Source organism: Methylobacillus sp. DLP286 (assembly GCF_056636515.1).
In genome coordinates, this window is sequence record NZ_CM153145.1 from 2,294,376 (window position 1) to 2,314,381 (window position 20,006).

Consider the following 20,006-nt stretch of genomic DNA (forward strand, 5'->3'; position numbering starts at 1 on the left):
GATGGCATACGGCCGGGACATCCAGGACGTGTTTCGCGCACGGAACGTCCAGGATCAGCCGGCACCCTCATTTACCTATTCCCTCATTTCCAATGTCGCCGGGCTGGTGATTGTCCTCGGCCTGGTCTTGCTTGGGGCGATGGCCTGGCAGGCCATTGTCAGCACCGAAAAAGAAGCGCGGCAGGAAATCAGCGATACGCTCAACTCGGCGGTAAGCCGTCTGCAACTTCTTATCCGCGCCGCAGAAATGACGGTGGAATCCGCCGAACGCATTGTGCGGGCGTCCGGGGTAGACGGGGCAACGATACAACCCATCCTGGAAAGTTCGCTGGCTGCGTTTGAGCAACGGCCGGAGCTGAGCTACCTCGGTATCGTCCTCCCCAAGACGGGAGAATATGGAACCCTGGAGCGAACTGCCGACAGCGCGATCCAGCTCAGGATTTTTCCCGGCACGCGCCACGATGATGCTGTGATACGAAGCTTCTCCCTGACTGAAAAGGGCTTCGTCCTGCATGAAGCCAATCCCACCGACGGCTATGATCCACGAACACGGCCATTTTACCAGGCAGCGTTGAGCAATCCGCATGGCGGCACCTGGATACCGGCATATCAATGGATTACGCATTTCTCGGACAACGGGCCGCTCTGGGGCTTCAGCTATGTCAAGGCGCTCAGGGACGGTGCAGGGCAGCTGATCAGCGTGCTGGATACCGACTTCGACATGCCGGCATTGAACCGTTTCCTCGGCTCTTTGAGTGCGGAATACCGCGCCCAGCTGCAAATTGTGGAGCTGGGCGAAACCCCCAGCTTGATTGGAGGACCCGAAGCCGGGCGGATACCGCTTGCCGTGCCTGCAGAGTTTGCTGTCTTGACGGACTTCCCCGGCAATATCTTCGTGAAACGGATGGAACTGGAAGGAAAACGCCGCTGGGTCGCCGCCAAGCGCATTGAGCTCCAGGGAGGGCTTTCATGGCTGGTTGTCGCGTCACGGCCAGCGCCTTTCATTGAAGCTGCGTTGCGCAACCAGTTGTATCAGCTGCTCGGCATAGGCTTGATCATCGCGGCCGGGTTGGTGCTGGCCTTGGTCCGCATGGCACGCCGCTTTGGCAGGCCGCTTGCCGAGCTCGAGCAACGCGTGGTCCGTATCGAGCAGAACAAGCTGGACATGCCGGTTATGGGCAGCGCCGCCACCGCGGGAGAGTTTCGCGAAACCCAGCTCCTGGCCAGTGCCCTTGACCGCATGACCCTGGCGATCGGCCAGCAAGTGCTTGCCAAGGAGCAACAAGTGGCTTCGCTCGCGCTCAAGGGAGCCATTTTTGACTTTACTTCGGCAGCGATCTTCAGCATTAACCGCCAACTGAAGGTGATTGAGTGGAATACGGCTGCGGAACGCTTGTTTGGGCTGGAGCATAGCCAAGTGCTTGGCCGGGCGGTCAGTGAAATCGTATTGGCTCCCGATGGCCCTGCCGATTGGGTTGCTATCATGAACACGAAAGGCACCGGAACGTTCCGCTTCATGGGAAGGGAGGGAGCGTTCGATGCGGAGCTGCGTCTGGTGGTTTTCACCCAGGACGGCGCAGAAGTCCATACGCTCGTTATCAACGACATTTCAGAACGCAAGCGCGTCGACGCAGCCTTGCGCGACAGCCTGGCCCGCTTCCATGCCGCCGCGCAAGCCACTGGCGACGTGATCTGGGACTGGGATCTCGCCACCGGCAATATCTGGTGGAACGAAAACTTCCAGACCCTGTTCGGCTATGCCGAGCAGGAGATCGAACCCACGATCGCTTCATGGACCACCCGCATACATCCCGAGGACCACGATCGCGTCGTAGCCCATATCCATGCCGTCATCGATGGGGCGGAGGACGCTTGGAAAGATGAATACCGCTTCCGCCGCCAGGACGGCACCTACGCCGAGCTGTTCGACCGCGGCCATGTGCTGCGCGATGGTTCCGGGCGCGGCATGCGCATGGTCGGCGCCATGCAGGACATCACCGAGCGCAAGCGTGCCCAGGCCAAATTGCTTGCGTTCAACGTCGAGCTGGAAAAGCGCGTTGCCGGCCGCACTGCGGAGCTCGTCGCTTCCAACCAGGAGCTGGACTCGTTCTGTCATTCCGTCTCGCACGATCTGCGCGCGCCGCTGCGCGGCATTGCCGGCTTCGCCGAAATCCTGGTGCAGCGTCATGGCGGCAATCTCGATGAAAAAGCCAAGAATTACCTGGGGCGCGTGCTGGCGGCCACGCACCGCATGGAGGCGTTGATCGACGACTTGCTCCAGCTTTCGCGTATTTCGCGCGAGGAAATGCGCCGCGAGACCGTGGGCCTGAGCGCGATCGCCGACAGCATCGTCGCCGACCTGCGGGAGAGCCACCCGGAACGCCAGGTGGAAATCGCCGTCGAAGCCGGGCTGTGCGCAGAGGGCGATCCCAATCTGCTGCGCATCATGCTGCAGAATCTGCTGGACAATGCATGGAAATTCACTTCCAAAATCCCTGATGCCCGCATCGTTTTCGCGGCGGAGCAAGGGGAGGCTGGCATGGCTGGATTTTTCATCAGCGACAATGGCGATGGTTTCGACATGCGCTATGCAAACAAGCTTTTCAGCCCTTTTCAGCGCTTGCACCGCGAGGCTGAGTTTCCCGGCACCGGCATCGGCCTTGCCACCGTGAAGCGCATCGTCAGCCGCCACGGCGGGCGGATCTGGGTACACGCGGAGCCCGGCAAGGGCGCGACCTTCCATTTTTCCTTGGGACAACCTGCATCATGAGCATCAAAAACGGCAAGACCATTCTTCTCGTTGAAGACAATCCGGATGACGAGGAGCTGACGCTGCTTGCTTTCGAGCAAAACCATATCTTCAATACCATTACCGTGGCACGGGACGGCGTGGAGGCGCTGGAGCTGTTGTTCGGCCCCGACGGCCAAGGAGGAAGCATCGACCCCGCCGTCATCCTGCTCGACCTCAAGCTGCCCAAGGTGGATGGACTCGAAGTATTGCGCCGCATCCGCGGCGACGAGCGCACGAAATTCCTGCCGGTCGTGGTCCTGACGTCTTCGCGCGAGGAGCAGGATCTGGTCAGCAGCTATAGCCTGGGCTGCAACAGCTATGTGCGCAAGCCGGTCAATTTTGCCGAGTTCCTCGAGGCGGTGCGCCAGCTTGGCCTGTACTGGCTGCTGCTCAACGAAACGCCGTCACGGGGGTTAGGGCCATGATTACCGTTTTGCGCGTGCTCATGGTCGAGGATAACGGCGACGATGAGGTACTCATCCTGGAAACCCTGCATCGCGGCGGTTTTGATGTGCGCCATTTGCGCGTCGAGACCGAAGCCGGCCTGCGTCAGGCGCTGTGCGACAAGCAGTGGGACATCGTGCTGAGCGATTATTGCCTGCCGTCGTTCGATGCCGAGGGAACATTGCGGGTGCTGCGCGAAACCGGCTGCGATATTCCCGCCATCATTGTTTCCGGCACGATAGGGGAGGATGTCGCGGTCCAGACCATCAAGCACGGGGCCGACGACTACTTGCTCAAGCAGAACCTGATCCGCCTGGTGCCAGCGGTTCAGCATGCGCTTGACGCGGCTGAAATCAGGCGCCAGCGCCAGCGGCTCGAGCGCATGAAGACCATCATACTCGACAGTTCGCCAGACCTGATCTGCGTATTCGACCAGCAAGGGCGGTTCCTGGAGGTCAGCAGCGCCTCGAAAGGCATGCTGGGCTACAATCCTGGCGAGCTGGAAGGCCACTATTTCGACAAGCTGGCCCATCCGGACGACTTGGCGCGCATCAGGAAAGAGTTTCAGGCCGTCCTGCAGGGCAGGAACTCGAAGAATTTCGAGAAACGCTGCCTGCATAAGTCCGGCAACGTCGTATACATGCTCTGGTCGGCCGCATTTTCCAGAGCGGACGGCGTGGTCGTCGGCATCGGCCATGACATCACCGAGCGCAAGCAGATGGAGGAGGCCCTGCGCAGCAGCGAAGAGAACATCCGCCACGAGCGCGCCTTGCTGCGCGCCCTGATCGACAGCATTCCCGACCTGGTGTTCTTCAAGGATACGGATTTCACCTTCAGGGGCTGCAACCGCGCCTTCGAGCATTACCTCGGCATTGCCGAAGCCGAGCTTACCGGCATGACCGATTTCGACCTCTTGCCTGAGGCCTGGGCCCAATATTACCGGGGAGAGGACCAGAAATTGTTTGCCTCGGGCCAAATGCAGCGCACCGAGGAGGAGATTCCGGGCAGCGGGGGACGCATCGGCATCTTCGATACCATCAAGGCGCCTTTCTACGGTCCGGGTGGCGAATTGCTGGGCCTGCTGGGGATCAGCCGCGATATTTCCGAGCGCAAGCGCATGGAGGAAAGCCTGCGCGAAAAGACCGCGCTGTTCGACGCCCAGGTGGAAAGCTCTCCCGACGGTATCATTGTGGTGAATACGCAGGGGAAAATGGTCATCGAAAATCAGCGCATGCGCGAATTATGGAAAATACCGCCGCATATGGCCGCCAAGCTGGGGAGCGAGCCGCCGCTCGAGTTTGCCGCACAGCGCACGACATCCCCTGCAAAGTTTCTTGCCAAGGTACTCTGGCTCCGTGACCATCCCGAGGAAACCGCCCATGACGAGCTCGAGCTTATCGACGGCACTATCCTGGACCGCTATTCCGCGCCCGTGCTCGACAAGGAAGGGCGTTACTACGGGCGCATCTGGATTCATCGCGACGTCACCAAGCGCAGGCAGGCCGAGCAGCACATCCGCTACCTGGCCATGTACGACGGCCTGACCGGCCTGCCGAACCGCAACCTGATCCAGGAGGACATAGGGAAAGCGATTGCGCATGCCCGCCGCACCAGTTGCATGCTTGCATTGCTCTATCTCGACCTGGACCGTTTCAAGGTGGTCAACGATGGATACGGCCACCTGTTCGGGGACAGGGTATTGAAGGCCGCGGGCGAACGCCTGTGCGGACTGGTACGCGAGGGAGACACCGTGGCCCGCCTCGGCGGCGACGAATTCCTGGTCCTGCTTGCCGACTTGCGCCAGCCAGCCGATGCCGACATCGTCGCGCGCAAGATCGTCGAGAGCCTGGATAGCCCGGTGGTCGTGGAGGGACGCGAAATCTACCTGTCCGGCAGCGTCGGTGTGAGCATGTTCCCGCACGACGGCGAGGCTGCAAACGTCCTGATCGACAATGCGGACATGGCGATGTACCGCGCCAAGGAGCTGGGGCGCAACACCTACCAGTTCTTCACGCACGAGATGAGCGAGGATACGCAGCGCCGCGTTGACATCGAAACCAAGCTGCGGGGCGCTGCTGCGGCCGGGCAGTTCCGGCTGGTCTACCAGCCCAAGGTGAACCTGGAAAACGGCGGCATCATCGGCTGCGAGGCATTGCTGCGCTGGAATCACCCGGAACTGGGGATGGTTTCTCCCAGCGATTTCATCCCGATTGCGGAAGATTCGGGCCTGATCGTGTCGATCGGCGACTGGGTGTTGCGTACTGCCTGCATGCAGGCGCGACGATGGATGGACGAGGGACTGCCTCCAGTCCGTGTTGCGGTGAATATCTCCGTCCGCCAGTTCCTGCAACAGGACATGGTCGCTTGGGTCAAGCGTACGTTGGAGGAAACTGGCCTGCCGCCCGACTGGCTGGAGCTCGAGCTGACAGAAAGCGTGATTGCCCAGGATATCGAGAAAGTGATCCATACCATCGACCAGCTCCAGGCAATCGGGGTGAAACTGTCGATCGACGATTTCGGCACGGGGTATTCCAGCCTGAGCTACCTGAGGCAGTTCCGCGTGGATACGCTGAAGATCGATCAGTCGTTCGTGCGCAACATGCTGACGGAAACCGAAGACGCAACGATCGTGCTCGCCGTCATCTCACTTGCCCACAACCTGAATTTCAAGGTGATTGCCGAAGGCGTGGAGACGGAGCAGCACTATCATTTCCTGCGCCTGAACCATTGCGACGAGATCCAGGGATTCTATTTCAGCCAACCCGTGGCTCCGGCGCAGTTCGAGGCAATGCTGCGCGAGGGCAAACGCCTGGCTTGAATGGCAGCCTTTGTTCCTGCCAGCTCTCGCATGCAGGCATAGGGCAATTTCACTGACAGGCAGGTTCGAGCCTGCTTGCTTATTCCTTTTGTGCCAATGCTCCCACCCAAGGCAGCGGATTGGGGGATACCACGTATGTCACCCCGCCGATATCCGACTTGAAAACAAACCCGTAGCTGAACACTGCGGCATCGGGAAGCCAGAATACCACCGGTTCTTGACGGTTGATGCCGTCATAGCCATAGGCGATCGCGGCATCGCGCGCAAAGCGGTACGCCGCGAGGAATGCTTCCACTGTCGGCTGGTCTGCCACCAAGCCGTCGATTTCTGCCTCAGCCCAGTTGCCGCCCAGCAGGCGCGCAGTTTCGTTCACGGTCTTGAGGTAATGCCAGCCGTGGTCGATCGGGGCGATTTTGTAGACACTCCATTGGTTTTCCATGCTGGGTGCTCCTAAGCGCGGTTGTCGCTGAAAAATATCCAGCGTATTAACGGTTTTTGCCTGTGTTCATTTGGTCCGATCTGCCATTGATGAAATAATACATGCTGTTGTTATCCGTTTCATACTGTATCAGACCGATGTAATCCATTGATTCAGCGATAATTTAACCGGGATTTCCACGCCCATGAGTCGTGTATGGCTGAACCATTCTGCGCATGAAGGGTGCGATTGCGCAGCAAACAGGAGCATATGATGTCGAATGCAGTATCCAGGGGGCTGAACCCTGCCCAGATCAAGACCAATGTATTGAGCGGCCTGACCGTGGCACTGGCGATGGTGCCGGAGACCATTGCGTTTGCCTTTGTGGCGCACGTCTCGCCATTAACCGGTTTGTATGCCGCGGTCATCGTCTCGTTCATTACCGCCGCCTTTGGCGGGCGTCCCGGCATGATTTCCGGCGCGGCGGGTTCGCTGGCGGTGGTGATGACGGCCCTGGTGGTGCAGCACGGGGTGGAATACCTGTTCGCGACCGTGGTGCTCATGGGGGTGCTGCAAATATTGTTCGCGGCGGCGAAGATGGGCAAGTACATCCGCATGGTGCCGTATCCGGTGATGCTCGGCTTCGTGAATGGCCTGGCCATGGTGATCTTCTTAGCCCAGTTCAACCATTTCAAGGTGGCGTCGGAAGACGGCAGCATGCAATGGATGAGCGGGCCGTTGCTCTACACCATGCTGGCACTGGTAGCGCTGACGATGCTGGTGATCTACCTGCTGCCGCGACTGACCAAGATCGTGCCTTCCGCATTGGCCGCGATTGTAGCGGTGTCGGCAGCGGTCGCGGCGATGGGGCTGGAAACCAAGACTGTGGGAGACTTGGGTTCGATTGCGGGAGGGTTGCCCAGCTTGCATGTGCCGCAAGTGCCGTTCAACCTGGAAACCCTGAAGATCGTCTTCCCTTATTCCCTGATTCTGGCCGCAATCGGCCTGATCGAGACCTTGCTTACGCTCAACCTGATCGACGAGATGACCAATACGCGCGGCCAGCCCAACCGCGAATCGATGGCGCAAGGCGCGGCCAACGTGGTGACCGGGTTCTTCGGCGGCATGGGCGGCTGCGCCATGATAGGGCAGAGCATGATCAACATGAACGCGGGCGGCCTGAAGCGCCTGTCCGGCATTGCCATGTCGGCGTTCCTGCTTTCGTTCATCTTGTTTGCCTCGCACTGGATCGAGATGATCCCGCTGGCGGCATTGATCGGGGTGATTTTCGTCATGGCGATCAAGACCTTCGAGTGGGGCAGCTTCCGGCTGTTCGGCAGGGTGCCCAAGGCGGATATCTTCGTTGGCATCCTGGTGGCGCTCATCACGGTGGTTAGTGACCTGGCGGTGGCGGTGCTGGTCGGCGTGATCGTCTCGGCGCTGGTGTTTGCCTGGGAGCATGCCAAGGAAGTCTCGGCCAGCGCCTATGTCGACGAGGCAGGGCGCAAGGTCTATATGCTCAAGGGCAGCGTGTTCTTTGCCTCGATTGCCAATTTCCAGGCGCTGTTCAGCCCGCAGGACGATCCGGTGCAGGTGGTGGTGGATTTCAAGCAGGCCAAGGTGGTGGACCACTCGGCGCTGGCCGCGATCGATGCCTTGGCCGAGCGTTACGCCCAGCAGGGCAAGCAGCTATCGCTCAAGCACCTGAGCCCTGATTGCCGGGCCCTGCTCGGTCGTGCACGCGACCTGGTCGAGGTCAACCTGCTCGAAGATCCGACCTATCCGGTAGCGGACGACAAGCTGGGATAGCGTTTTCAGGTGGCTCGCGCTACCTTTGCAAGGCTACTTCACGCTGAAACGGTACTGGTTGCGCCCCATGGATTTGCCATCCTGCCCGGTGATCTCGGCCTTGAGCTCATATTGCCCTTTCTCCAGCACCGGCAGCGGGTAGTCGCGTAGCTTGTGGCCGGAATCAGGCAGCATTTCCAGCGGCAGTTTGAGCGTATCCAATTGCTTGCCCTCCCGGTACAAGGTCACCGTATAGCTGGCGTGCTCGAAGCCCTGCCAGGTATCGTTGATTGCCCATAGGCCGACCTGGGGCGATGCGCCCGCCTCGTACTCGTCCTGCTTCCATTCCAGGCTGGGCAGCACGGGTTGGTAGGCCGTGCGCAATGCTTCGTAGCCCGCCTTGGGGTCGCGCCAGTAATCGACGATGCCCCAGTTGATGGAGGGCCAGTTTTCCACGAACATGAACTGGAATACCGCAGAGACCGGGCTATAGCGCTGGCGGCGGTAGTTCTCCACCGCGAACTGGATCAAGCGCGCCTGGTAATGCTGGCTGTTGGCGATGAATTCCTCGATATTGCGGCCTTGTTTCACCCCGGCAAACTCGAACGTCTCCTTGCGCTGGAAGTTGTGATATTCCCACTCGCGCCATTTGTCCTCACTATCGGGCCAAAGCAGCTCTTCGCTGAACATGCGTTTCAGGCCCTTGAGGTTGGGCAGCGCCTGGGCGCCGAATTCCGTGCTCCAAGGCGTAGGGGCAGGGCGCGCAAAGGCGAGCCAATGGTCGAAGTACCAGCCCATCCATTCATGCTCCTTGGTGGCTGATTCCTTGCGCACCACGCGCAACGTATCCAGCTTGCGGGCATCTTCGTAGAGCAATTCGTCCAGCTTGCGGTTGAGGTCGGGTTGATAGTCCGGATATTTCTGCGCCATCCAGGGCGAATCCCACGGCGGCTCGTTGTGCATGGTCCAGGAAATGATGGATGGATGACGCTGCAGGGATTGCACCATGTCTTTCGCCTGGCTGCGCGCCTCTATGACAAAGGCCGGGTCGTCGCTATAGCCCCACAACAACGGGAAATCCTGCGTGACCAATATGCCCATGCGGTCGCATAGTTCGTAGAAATCCTTTCCGGTGACATGCGCGTGCACGCGCACGGCGTTGATATGGGCCGCCTGCATCATTTCCAGGTCCTGCCGGTAGCGCGTCGGCGTCATCTCGGCCAGCCATTGGCTGGCGATATAGTTGGTGCCCCTGAGGAACATGCGGCGGCCGTTGACGAACCATTGCAGGCTCTCATCCGCTTTGACTTCCCGCACGCCGAATACCTGTTGCTGCCGGTCCAGCAGCTTGCCCGAGGCGTCCTTGAGGCTGAGTTCCAGCTTGTACAGATTAGGCTTGCCATGTTCGTAGGGCCACCACAGGGCAGGATTGTCCAAGGGGAAGCTGAGGTCTAGGCGGTTGTTCCCTGTTTTCAAGATTTGCTGCTGCGAAAAATGCACTGCCGGCCCATTGAAGTTTTCCGGGCTGATGCTGGCTTCCACAGTCACGGGTGTTTCATGTGAAACATGTTGGCGGATCACGGCTTCCGTCTTGATCTCCCAATGCTGGGGTTTTGCTTGCGTTGCCTGCTTGCGGGGGGTGGCTTGCAATTGGCGCACTGCGGCCTGGTCGGCAAACTGCAATTCGACTGGCGCCCAGATGCCGCCGGTGTTCTTTTCCTGCCCGCGCTCGGACCAAGCGCCGCCGGGCCGGGTATCGTGATGGCTGAAAATGCCTTTCACCAGACGTTTGTGCAAGGACCAATCCTCGGGTTTTTCCAAGGGGCTGTTCACCAACACGCGCAACTGGTTATCTCCAGGCTTCACCAGGCCGGTGACATCGAACTCGAATGCCTGGAAGTAGCCGGTATGATGCCCGAGGTAGCGGCCGTTCAGCCATACGTCGGCGGCATAGTCCACGCCGTTGAATACCAGGTGGGCCACCCGGGAGGCATTCTGCGCGTTCAGCTTGAACTGGGTCTGGTACCAGGCAAAACCGCTGATGTTATGGCCTTGCCGATACCAATTGTCCGGGACGTTGATCTTCTTCCAGCCGAGCGCGGGCGCCTGCAGTTGAGGCGTGACATTGCCTGGATCGGCGACAGGCTGGAATTGCCAGCTGCCATTCAAGGATTGGTTGGATTCTTGCGCATGTGACGGCAAGGCATTGAGCGTGAGGCACAGCATCGGCAGCGTGAGCAGGCGGGAAAGATGGCGCATGGCGGGATTTCACAAAAAAACAAGCCGGGCATGCCCGGCTTGGGGTCAGACTTCTACGGTTTTCGGCTTTTTATGATTGAGGTAATAGTGTGTCAGCTTCTTCGCGACGTAGCCTGCGATCAGGGTCTTGAGTAGTAGTTTCATGAACAACCTCCTAACGTGGATGTGAATGATGCTAATGACGGGGCGTCGTTACTCGCTGAGTGCCTTGGTCGACTTGGCCGCGCCAGGCACCGGTAGCCGCGCCGCGTGATTCGATGAATCCCTTGAAGCGCTCCAGATCGCCTGTCACGCGGTGGCTGAGCACTCCGATGGCGTCACCGGCGTTTTCCAGCAAGCCTTCCGGGTCGTAATCCATTTGCAGCATAATGCGCGAAGTAGAATCGTCGATGTGGTGGAAAGTCACGACGCCGGCATTACGCGCGCCGGAGAGACTGTGCCAAGCGATGCGCTTGCCGGGAATCTGCTCTGTGATTTCCGCATCCCATTCCTTGCGTTGCCCGGCAATTTCAGCCTTCCAGTGCAAATGGGTGTCGTCCAACTGGGTAACTTCGATAATGCCTTCCATGAATAATGGAAAATCCTCAAATTGCGTCCATTGGTCATAGGCCACTTGGTCTGGTACGTTCACTTGTATGGATTTTTCGATCACTGGCATGACGCCCTCCTATCAATATGGATGGTTTCCAGGCTAAACAGTTCCGCTGAAATCGGCTTTCCTCAGCAGATATCCTGAGGCTCAGTGTAACGATAGCGCCGATTCGCGTGCATAGTCCGGGTTCCGATAAGGCTGTCAGAGAAAGTGAATGCACACAGATTCAAGGCCGGATTGTCACCGCGACCAGCCGCATGACGATCGGTCGCACCATTAACACGCATACAAAAGCCACTGGCATGGCCAGTTCGTAGGATTTCACCACCTTTTCAAGATAGCCTGGCCCAAGGCCGCTGTTGGCGCCCACGATGACCAGGCACATCAGCATGGCCATGATGCCGGACATGAAAAACGCGAATGCGACAGGGGTATATCGCTTGGGCAGGCCGAGGTTAAAGTTGGATAAGCGACGCATAATTTGTTGTTCCAATGGATATCATTGGCGCCACTGTATCCAGGTTGTTCGTAAGCCAGTAGTAGCAAAACCCTAAATTTATTTTCAAGTTAAACTTACGAATTAATCGCAATATACAAAAAAGGCGGTCTTGTGGATAACCTGAAAGGCATCAGCAGCTTCGTCAAGGCGGTGGAAGAGGGCAGTATTGCCGCCGGGGCCAGAAGGCTGGGAATTTCAGCCGCTGCCGCTAGCCAGAACATTGCCCGGCTGGAACAGCAGCTGGGTACGCGATTGCTGGCCAGGACCACGCGCAGCCTCGCCTTGACCGAAAGCGGCCAGCTTTATTACCAGCGCGTGCAATCGGTGATCGAGGAGCTCGCGCATGCCCAGGCAGAGCTGCACGAGCTTGCCGGCGAGCCGCGCGGCAAGTTGCGTATCGCCTGTTCCGCCGCTTTCGGGCGCAACGTGCTGGCTCCCATAGTGGCAGCGTTTGCGATCCGCTATCCCAGGCTCAAGGTGGAGCTGGTGCTGGCGGACCATTACGTCGACCATATCCGCGAGGAGATCGACCTCAGCATCCGGTTCTCCCAGCAATTGGAGCCGGGCCTTGTGGCGCGGCGGATCGCACGGGTGCCGTTGCGCTTCTGCGCCTCCCCGGCATATCTCGCCCAGCACGGCGTCCCGCATGACCCGGACGAGCTGGTTCATCACCAATGCCTGGTGCTGCGCGTGCCCCTGGACGGGCGTTTGCTGGGGTGGAGGTTTGCCAGGGATGGCCTGAGCTTCGAGGCCAAGCTTAACGATACCCTGGTTTGCAACGATATCGACTCCCTGGCGGTCATGGCGGCGGCCGGTGCCGGGATTGCGCGCATTGGAGCGTTTGTTGCCGACCGCCTGATTGCGCAGGGCCGCTTGGTGCCCTTGTTCGAACCGGGTGGCGAAAAAGCGCCCGCCGTCGAGATCGAGCCCCTGGATTTCTATGCCTGCTACCGCGATCGCCAGGCCGCTGCCGGCAAGCTCAGGCTGCTGATCGACTTCCTCGTGGCCCATATTCCGGCGCAATGGCAGGCCTGACCGTCTCAGCATCAAGCAGTTTCAGCCGAACAGGCTGGCCTGTTCCGGCGGGTCCGGTTCGATTTCGTCTGCGCGCACCAGGTTGCTGACCTTCACGCCCAGCAAACGGAAACGCTGATCCAGCGATACGCGCTTCAGGCAGGCGCCCGCAGCGCGGCGGATGGCGGCGGCGTCGTTGACGGGAGCGGGCAGGGTAAGGTCGCGGGTGGCCGTGCGGAAATCCTGGTACTTGATCTTGATGCCCACCGTGTGGCCGAGATAGCCTTTGTGTTGCAGGTCGCCGGCGACGCGCTCGCACAGCGAGGTAAAGGCCGTGCCGAGCAGGCGCTTGTCCTGTTGGGCGTGCATGTCGCGCTCGAAGGTGGTTTCACGGCTCATGGACTTGGGCGTCGAGGTGGTGACCACGGGCCTGTCGTCCTCTCCCCGGGCTACGCGCATCAGCCAGTGCGAATAGCTCTGGCCGAAGTTTTCCTGCAGCAGGGCGAGGTCGGCTGACGCGAGGTCGGCGATGGTGTGGATGCCGAGCTTTTCCAGCTTGACCGCCGCCTTGGGGCCTATGCCGTTGATCTTCTTGGCGGGCAGCGGCCAGATGCGCTCGCGGAAAGCCTGGTCGTCGATGATAGTGAGCCCGTCGGGCTTGTCGAGGTCGGAGGCGATCTTGGCCAGCAGCTTGTTGGCCGCAATGCCGATCGAGCAGGAAAGGCCGGTAGCCTCAAACACGGCGTTCTTCAAGCGTTGGGCGAGGGCGGCGGTGTCTTCCTCGTGGGCGCTGAGGTCGAGATAGATTTCGTCGATGCCGCGGTTCTCGATCTGCGGCGCAATGGCGGCGACCGCGGCCTTGAACAGCCTGGAATAATGGCGGTAGGACTCGAAATCAGCGGGCAGCAGGATGGCGTCCGGCGCCAGTTGCGCGGATTTCATCAGGCCCATGGCAGAAAACACGCCGAAGGCCCTGGCCTCATAGGTCGAGGTGGTCACCACGCCGCGTCCGTTGTATTCGCGCAAGCGGAAGAATTGGATGCTGCCGTCGGCCAACTGCCTTGGCTGGTAAGCCGAACGGCCGCCTACCACCACGGCTTGGCCGCGCAGTTCCGGATAGCGCAGCAATTCCACCCCGGCAAAGAACATGTCCATGTCGAGATGGGCGATACGCCGGTCGGGGAAACGGGGGTCTTTCATCTGGGCGCTATGCTAGCAATGATTGTGCAGGTCTGCATCAAATCGTGGATTTTTGTTTAGCGTAATATTTTTTCAAAATAAGCTGGTGTTCATCAGGGTTTTTGGTTAGAATTCGCACCCTCTAGAAACATTATGTTTCATGTCCCCATCGTCTAGAGGCCTAGGACATCGCCCTTTCACGGCGGTAACCGGGGTTCGAATCCCCGTGGGGACGCCAATTCCAATAAAAGCAGACCTTGAGCGTCTGCTTTTATTTTGCCTGTTACATCGGATCAACTGATTGATTTCAATATGTTTGTTGGCGTGAAAGAATTCAGGTTGGCGGATGAAGAGCATGGGCTCTCGTTTCCCGCATTGGCGATGTATCCCACGCGGCAGGTGCCTGTCAGTCATGCGTTTGGCCCTTATGTCATGGATGTCGGCCCAGATGCTCCCGTGGCCCCCGGGCAATATCCCTTGATCCTGGTCTCGCACGGCAGCGGCGGCTCCCACCTGTTGTACCGGACCATCACCGCCCATCTTGCGCAGCACGGGTATGTCGTGGCGATGATCGAGCATCCCGGCAACAACCGGGTCGACAATCAATTCATGGGCAAGGTGGAAAACCTGCAATACCGCCCGCGCCACCTCAAGCTCGCCGCCGACGCGCTCTACCGGGATGCCTTCCTCGGCTCGCACCTGCAGGCGGGCCAGCTCGGCGTCATCGGGCATTCCATGGGCGGCTATGCCGCTTTGGCGTTGGCCGGGGGGACGCCATGGTATCCGCCTGAAGCGTTCAAGCCGGATTATCACGGGCCCGAACCCGCGATTGTCGAAGTGGAGCACGACGACAGGGTCAAGGCGCTGGTGTTGTTGGCGCCTGCCACGGTATGGTTCGTGCCAGAGCATGCGCTCGAAGGCGTCAACGTGCCTATTCTCATGCTCAGCGCCGAGCATGATCCTTACACCCCAGCGTGGCACAACGACATTGTGCTGAAGGGCGTGCGCGATCCCGCCAACATCACCAGCCGTTGCGTGAAGAACGCCGGGCATTTCTCTTTTCTCAGCCCATTTCCGCCCAAGATCAAGCAGGGAGGGGCGTTGCCGACTGTCGATCCTGCAGGGTTCGACCGGGAGCGGTTCCACGAGCAGCTCAAGCAGGAAATCCTGGCTTACCTCAATCTCAGGTTCAAGATGGCATGAACGCAAAAATGGGGCATCAGCCCCATTTTGGTTTCAATGCATTTGATTTCAACGCATCGACAGCTTAAGGAACGACGATATCGTCCTTGACGCCGGTCACGCCCTTGACGCTCTTAGCCAGCTTCACGGCATGCTCAGCTTCCGCCTTGCTCTTGGCTGTGCCGCTCAGCTGCACCAAGCCGTCGCTATCGGTCTCAACCTTGATGTCCGTAGCGCTGACCAGCTTGTCCTTGGCGAAAGCAGCCTTCACCTTGGTGGTGACGACAGAGTCGCTCAGCTTGGTTTCAATGCTGTCGCCTTCAGCAGCGAAGCTGGCAACTGGCATCATCAGGGCACTGATCAGGACTAGGCTTTTCAAATTCGCTTTCATTTAAGACTCCTTTTTGGATTTAGTTATAGAGAACACGTATGCATTCTAGAAAGGTAGGCTGACAGCATTAATCGGCATGTCACTGAAAGAAATGTAGGAATGGGCTGACCGTCGCCATCAGAAGATTTTTTGTGAAGAGCAGACAAACCGGCTACAAAATGAGGATGGGGGGCGAAACGGACTGAAGATAGTGGGCGGTCTCAGACCTGGGGGCAAGCAGCGCTTGCTGGCATTTGCCTGGGAGGCTTCGGCGCTCAAGACGCCTTTTATCTGTGAAGCGACCCGGATTAGTTCGATAGGGGAGGGACGGATAGTCGCTAATCCTGACAAATGCCAGCGGCTTGCAAAACTTGATTGGGCTTAACCAAAAATGAAGCCCAGCGCAATCGGGCCAAACATGACGGTTACCAGCACCAGATTCAATAAGGCATGCATGATGGTTTCCTTTATGTAACTGAAATTGTGGAACCACTATAACGTGTGCTCGAAGCCAGCGTTATCTGAAAAACTCTGATATGCGTGTAGGACAAACGGAAATGGTTGAGCTAGAGCTGTTGGGGGAGCGGATGAGGCTGGCTCTACGCCAGCTTCAGGCTCGTAAGGGTACGGCGCCGCACCGTGCGCAGCAATTCGGCGTCTTCTATGAGGGATTGCCCGTAGGATGGCAGCATCTCGCGCATGCGCTCTTGCCAGGAGGCGCTTTGCAATTGCTGGCCGAAGCAGCGCTGCAATACTTCCAGCATGGCCGGCACCGAGGTGGAGGCGCCGGGGGAAGCGCCCAGCAATGCCGCCAGGCTGCCATCCCCGGCAGACACGATCTCGGTGCCGAACTCCAGCCTGCCGCCTTTCTGGTCGCATTCCTTAATGATCTGCACGCGCTGGCCCGCGGAGACAAGTGACCATTCACTTTCTTTTGCCTGGGGATAGAAATTCCTCAACGCCGCCACGCGCTGTTTATGGGTCTGGAACACTTCCCCGACCAGGTAGCGCGTCAGGTCCATATTGTGGCGTCCAGCCCCCAGCATGGATTTCAGGTTCCCTCGTTTGACCGAGCTGACCAGGTCAAGCAACGACCCTTGCTTGAGGAAGCGGGTGGTGAAGCCGGCAAAGGGCCCGAACAGCAAGGCCGGCTTGCCGTTGATGATGCGGGTATCCAGGTGGGGAACGGACATTGGCGGCGCGCCGATGGGCGCCTTGCCATAGACCTTGGCGTGATGCCGGTTGATGACGTCCTGGTTGTGGCACACCAGCCATTGCCCGCTGACCGGGAAGCCGCCGTAGCCCTTGGCTTCCTTGACGGCGGATTTTTGCAGCAGGGGCAGGGTGGCGCCGCCGGCGCCCAGGAAGACGAATCCGGCACGGATGCCCAAAGGCTTGCCTTTGGACAAGTCGGCCGCCTTCACCTGCCAACGGCCCTGCTGTTGCTTGAGGCCGGTGACGGCATGGCGGGTGAGCAGCTTGAACCCAGGCGCTGACTGCAAATGATGCACCAGTTGCCGGGTGAGGGAGCCGAAATCGACGTCGCTGCCATAGGCGACGCGGGTCGCCGCCACCGGAATATCCGCTTTTCGGGCCGCCATCACCAGCGGCATCCATTGCTGCAGCACGGCAGGGTCTTCGCTGTACTCCATATCGGCAAACAGGTGATGCGCGCTCAGCGCCCGGTGGCGCTTCTGCAGAAAGGCCACGTCCTTCTCGCCCCAGACGAAGCTGGCATGCGGCGTGGGGTTGATGAAGCTGGCAGGCTCCCGCAGTATCCCTTGCTCCACCAGCCAGGCCCAGAATTGCAGGGACTCTTCAAAAGCCGCGTTGATCTTGAGCGCACGCGCGATGGAGACGCTGCCGTCCGCGTTCTGCGGCGTGTAGTTGAGTTCGCAATACCCGGCATGGCCGGTCCCGGCATTGTTCCAGCCGTCGCTGCTTTCGGTCGCCACTTCCGCCTGCTGTTCCACCAGCGTGATGCGCAGGTCCGGGCTGAGCTTGTGCAGCAGGGTGCCCAGGGTAGCGCTCATGATGCCGCCGCCAACCAGCAGGATATCGGTGTCTAGGGAAGTGCTCATGTCAGGCTGGGAATGTTTCGCTACTGTCGTCTTGGGTCGCCATGATATGCATAAGCCGCGCTTCTGTAAAACCCTGTTTCTATGTCAATAAACATTTTCCAGCCAATGCATCAGCACCTGCACGACATAATCCTGCTCGTCGGCGCTCAACGCGCGCCCTGCGGGGATCAAGTGCCATTTCTGCAGGCAGCCCCGGCAACAGCATGCGGTGGCGTGTTGCGCCACGAATACCGGATGGCCGCGGTAAGGGGTTTGCTTGCCGTCGTTGGCAATCACGGCAGGGGCCAGCCGCTTGGCGATGAAGTCGCGCGCATGGTCATGGATCACCGGCAGCCCTTTGGCGTGCAGATAGTTGCGGTCGTGCGCGTTGAGCCTGAACGAACTGCGGAAGCGCGAGCGTCCCAGTGCGGCGAACAGTTCGTCCAATTCACGCATAGGGTCAGCGCGGCTCGAAACGCAGGGATGCGGAATTGATACAGTAGCGCAGGCCGGTGGGCGGCGGGCCATCGGGGAACACATGCCCGAGGTGGGCGTCGCAGACATTGCAGATCACCTCGGTACGCACCATGCCGTAAGACGTATCCGACTCCTCACGGATATTGTCCGGGTCGAGCGCCTCGAAATAGCTGGGCCAGCCGCAGCCGGCGTCAAACTTGGTATCCGAGGCGAACAGCGGCGTACCGCAGCATACGCAATAATAAATGCCATGCTCGAAATGAAAGGCATATTCCCCCGTGCCGGCGCGCTCGGTGGCGGCATGGCGCGTGACTTCATATTGCATCGGGGTGAGTTGCTCGCGCCATTCGGCGTCTGTCTTCAAGACCTTGGCCATTACTTCCTCCTCATGTTTGATGAGTTATATCGTGGTTCAAAACCAGTACAATGCTGGATTTAGTCAGTAAGGAAACTGCAGTGACGCAACACGGCAAAGCCATCAGCATCCAGGGAGTGAACGCCATCCTGCTCGACATCGATTACGGCGAGTCGCGGGAGAATGACGCTGCAACCCCCTATTTTAATATCAGATTCGATATTGAATTGCGCCAGCGGCAATATTCACTGGCCTATAGCAAGCCCGTGGGCAGCGACGACCATTTCGGCGTCTCGGGCGACGATTACGAGCCCTTGTTGCAGGCGCTGGAACCCGATCCGGCTTTGACCGCGCAACGACAATATAGTGTCATGACGGAACAGGCTTTGCACGAAGCGCTGTTGCCGATTGCAGAGTCGGTTTACGAGGATTTTGAGTACCATTCCCCGGACCAGGATGAAGAGTGAACCTCTGGGCGAGGTCGCGATCGAGGCGTGCGATTTCGCCGGCCACGATATGCGATCGCTATTGCAAGCGCTGGAACATGAGCTTTTCCAGATATATCCTGGCATGCCCAAGCCTGCAGTGCTGCAGCCATCCCTGGCGCTGATTGCGCGCGGCGAAGCCCAGCCCTTGGGTTGTGTCGCCTTGGTGCCCTCGGCGGCAGATGCGGCAGAAATCAAGCGCCTGTTCGTTACGCCATCCGCACGCGGCCATGGCCTGGCGAAGCGTTTGCTGGCCGACCTCGAGCGCCGGGCATGGCAGCAGGGAGTCAAGCGCCTGCTGGTCGAGACAGGGAATCTGCAGGCACCTGCCATCTCGCTTTACCAAGGCCTGGGCTACCGGCCCATTGCGCCTTTCGGGCCTTATATCGGCAACCCGGTCAGTTGCTGCTTCGAGAAGGCGCTACCCCGTTGACCAATAAAAAACGCCAGCATCGGCTGGCGTTTTATTGGTCCATCGAACAATGCAACCGCTTAGTTCAATGCGTCCTTCAGTGCCTTGCCAGCCTTGAAGCTAGGGGCCTTGCGGGCAGCAATCTTGATTTCCTTACCGGTTTGAGGATTGCGGCCAGTGCGGGCAGCACGCTCGGAAACGCCAAAAGTACCGAAGCCGATCAGTGTTACTGTATCGCCACCCTTCAGGGCTGCAGTTACGGATGCAGTGAATGCATCAACAGCTTTACCAGCAGCAGCCTTGGAGATTCCCGCTTCCTTGGCGATTTCTTCGATCAGTTCTGTCTTGTTCATATGTGTCCAGTCCTTGTGTTATTGGGTTATCAAGCTAGTTTTGGTAAGGCTGATACTTCGCCTCGTTACCAGGTTAAGTAGTAACAGGGGAGAAAATATCACAACCTGTGCTCAATGAAACCCCTTTTGGCGCGGAATCCAGCAAATTTTTCTATTTAAAGCCCGGTGTGACGCCGTTTGGAGACATTTTTGGACGATTTTCGGGATTTACAGAGTATTGGTTCCCACCAAGCCGAGTATGCCGATAATGATCAAGTAGAGCGCCACGATATAGTTGAGCAGGCGCGGAATGACGAGAATCAGGATGCCGGCAATCAGGGAAACAAGCGGGGCCAGGCTGAGATGGAAATCCATGATGATCCTTTACCAATTGACCAGACACGGCACAAGAAAAAGGGAGCCAAGACTCCCAGTGAAAATTACGCCTTGCTCAGGTAGGATTTGGCAATGCGCTTGACGACATAAGTCAGTACTGCGGCTTTGATCAGGAATTTCATGACGCTGCTCCTT

19 protein-coding genes and 1 tRNA gene are annotated in these 20,006 nt (G+C 58.9%); 9 read left to right on the top strand and 11 right to left on the bottom strand.

The window, feature by feature from the left end; all coding sequences use genetic code 11:
• Nucleotide 1: 1 nt before the first annotated feature.
• From ACWXTG_RS10850 to ACWXTG_RS10860, 3 genes are read left to right on the top strand one after another with little or no spacing between them, the layout of a single operon-like run.
• Nucleotides 2-2,770 carry a PAS domain S-box protein gene (locus ACWXTG_RS10850; protein WP_480219899.1) on the top strand — a complete coding sequence of 923 codons (2,769 nt, stop codon included), beginning with the start codon at nt 2-4 and terminating at the stop codon, nt 2,768-2,770.
• Nucleotides 2,767-3,216: a response regulator gene (locus ACWXTG_RS10855; RefSeq protein ID WP_405029511.1), complete on the top strand. Its 450-nt coding sequence runs from the start codon at nt 2,767-2,769 to the stop codon at nt 3,214-3,216. Before ACWXTG_RS10850 ends, ACWXTG_RS10855 begins: the two co-directional genes overlap by 4 nt.
• On the top strand, nt 3,213-6,053 hold the full coding sequence (locus ACWXTG_RS10860) for a sensor domain-containing protein (RefSeq protein WP_480219900.1): 2,841 nt from the start codon (nt 3,213-3,215) through the stop codon (nt 6,051-6,053). Before ACWXTG_RS10855 ends, ACWXTG_RS10860 begins: the two co-directional genes overlap by 4 nt.
• Before the next feature lie 79 nt (nt 6,054-6,132).
• Here the strand turns inward: ACWXTG_RS10860 and ACWXTG_RS10865 are convergent, their stop codons facing one another.
• Nucleotides 6,133-6,492, bottom strand: a complete 360-nt coding sequence (locus ACWXTG_RS10865) for a hypothetical protein (RefSeq protein ID WP_480219901.1) — start codon at nt 6,490-6,492, stop codon at nt 6,133-6,135.
• Between the two features lie 249 nt (nt 6,493-6,741).
• On the opposite strand from ACWXTG_RS10865, the gene ACWXTG_RS10870 reads away from it, so the two are divergent.
• Nucleotides 6,742-8,280, top strand: coding sequence for a SulP family inorganic anion transporter (locus ACWXTG_RS10870; protein WP_480219902.1), 1,539 nt, complete (start codon nt 6,742-6,744; stop codon nt 8,278-8,280).
• Nucleotides 8,281-8,313: 33 nt separating this feature from the next.
• On the opposite strand, the gene ACWXTG_RS10875 is transcribed toward ACWXTG_RS10870, so the two are convergent.
• The 3 genes from ACWXTG_RS10875 to ACWXTG_RS10885 form a co-directional block, all read right to left on the bottom strand.
• Complete coding sequence (locus ACWXTG_RS10875) at nt 8,314-10,518, bottom strand: glycoside hydrolase family 2 protein (RefSeq protein ID WP_480219903.1); 2,205 nt, start codon at nt 10,516-10,518, stop codon at nt 8,314-8,316.
• Between the two features lie 175 nt (nt 10,519-10,693).
• Nucleotides 10,694-11,176, bottom strand: a complete 483-nt coding sequence (locus tag ACWXTG_RS10880) for an SRPBCC family protein (protein WP_309565994.1) — start codon at nt 11,174-11,176, stop codon at nt 10,694-10,696.
• A gap of 160 nt (nt 11,177-11,336) precedes the next feature.
• Nucleotides 11,337-11,588: a DUF2798 domain-containing protein gene (locus ACWXTG_RS10885; RefSeq protein WP_309565995.1), complete on the bottom strand. Its 252-nt coding sequence runs from the start codon at nt 11,586-11,588 to the stop codon at nt 11,337-11,339.
• Nucleotides 11,589-11,720: 132 nt separating this feature from the next.
• Here ACWXTG_RS10885 and ACWXTG_RS10890 point away from each other — a divergent pair, with 132 nt between their 5' ends.
• Nucleotides 11,721-12,644: a LysR family transcriptional regulator gene (locus ACWXTG_RS10890; protein WP_309565996.1), complete on the top strand. Its 924-nt coding sequence runs from the start codon at nt 11,721-11,723 to the stop codon at nt 12,642-12,644.
• 21 nt (nt 12,645-12,665) lie between these two features.
• Here ACWXTG_RS10890 and dinB read toward each other — a convergent pair whose 3' ends face one another.
• Entirely contained in the window at nt 12,666-13,823 is a 1,158-nt protein-coding gene (gene dinB / locus ACWXTG_RS10895; protein WP_309565997.1) for a DNA polymerase IV, read from the bottom strand.
• Between the two features lie 141 nt (nt 13,824-13,964).
• On the opposite strand from dinB, the gene ACWXTG_RS10900 reads away from it, so the two are divergent.
• Nucleotides 13,965-14,040, top strand: a tRNA-Glu gene (locus ACWXTG_RS10900).
• Between the two features lie 86 nt (nt 14,041-14,126).
• Nucleotides 14,127-15,005, top strand: a complete 879-nt coding sequence (locus tag ACWXTG_RS10905; RefSeq protein ID WP_480219904.1) for an alpha/beta hydrolase family protein — start codon at nt 14,127-14,129, stop codon at nt 15,003-15,005.
• A 64-nt stretch (nt 15,006-15,069) separates the two neighbouring features.
• On the opposite strand, the gene ACWXTG_RS10910 is transcribed toward ACWXTG_RS10905, so the two are convergent.
• The 4 genes from ACWXTG_RS10910 to msrB all read right to left on the bottom strand — a co-directional run bounded on the left by ACWXTG_RS10910 (nt 15,070) and on the right by msrB (nt 18,267).
• The gene (locus ACWXTG_RS10910) at nt 15,070-15,375 is read right to left on the bottom strand and encodes a BON domain-containing protein (RefSeq protein ID WP_309565999.1); all 306 of its coding nucleotides are present in this window, start codon (nt 15,373-15,375) and stop codon (nt 15,070-15,072) included.
• A gap of 578 nt (nt 15,376-15,953) precedes the next feature.
• Entirely contained in the window at nt 15,954-17,483 is a 1,530-nt protein-coding gene (mqo, locus tag ACWXTG_RS10915; protein ID WP_480221231.1) for a malate dehydrogenase (quinone), read from the bottom strand.
• 36 nt (nt 17,484-17,519) lie between these two features.
• Entirely contained in the window at nt 17,520-17,870 is a 351-nt protein-coding gene (locus ACWXTG_RS10920; protein WP_309566001.1) for a DUF4186 domain-containing protein, read from the bottom strand.
• A gap of 4 nt (nt 17,871-17,874) precedes the next feature.
• Nucleotides 17,875-18,267 (bottom strand): peptide-methionine (R)-S-oxide reductase MsrB, encoded by a 393-nt coding sequence (gene msrB / locus ACWXTG_RS10925; protein ID WP_309566002.1) that lies wholly within the window; start codon nt 18,265-18,267, stop codon nt 17,875-17,877.
• An 80-nt stretch (nt 18,268-18,347) separates the two neighbouring features.
• On the opposite strand from msrB, the gene ACWXTG_RS10930 reads away from it, so the two are divergent.
• Complete coding sequence (locus tag ACWXTG_RS10930) at nt 18,348-18,713, top strand: hypothetical protein (protein WP_309566003.1); 366 nt, start codon at nt 18,348-18,350, stop codon at nt 18,711-18,713.
• Nucleotides 18,703-19,164, top strand: coding sequence for a GNAT family N-acetyltransferase (locus ACWXTG_RS10935; protein WP_407996358.1), 462 nt, complete (start codon nt 18,703-18,705; stop codon nt 19,162-19,164). The genes ACWXTG_RS10930 and ACWXTG_RS10935 overlap by 11 nt, the downstream gene beginning before the upstream one ends.
• A gap of 59 nt (nt 19,165-19,223) precedes the next feature.
• Here the strand turns inward: ACWXTG_RS10935 and ACWXTG_RS10940 are convergent, their stop codons facing one another.
• Both ACWXTG_RS10940 and ACWXTG_RS10945 read right to left on the bottom strand, forming a co-directional pair.
• Nucleotides 19,224-19,496, bottom strand: coding sequence for an HU family DNA-binding protein (locus ACWXTG_RS10940; protein WP_230342959.1), 273 nt, complete (start codon nt 19,494-19,496; stop codon nt 19,224-19,226).
• A 207-nt stretch (nt 19,497-19,703) separates the two neighbouring features.
• Nucleotides 19,704-19,850, bottom strand: a complete 147-nt coding sequence (locus ACWXTG_RS10945) for a DUF3096 domain-containing protein (protein ID WP_309566005.1) — start codon at nt 19,848-19,850, stop codon at nt 19,704-19,706.
• Nucleotides 19,851-20,006: the final 156 nt, after the last annotated feature.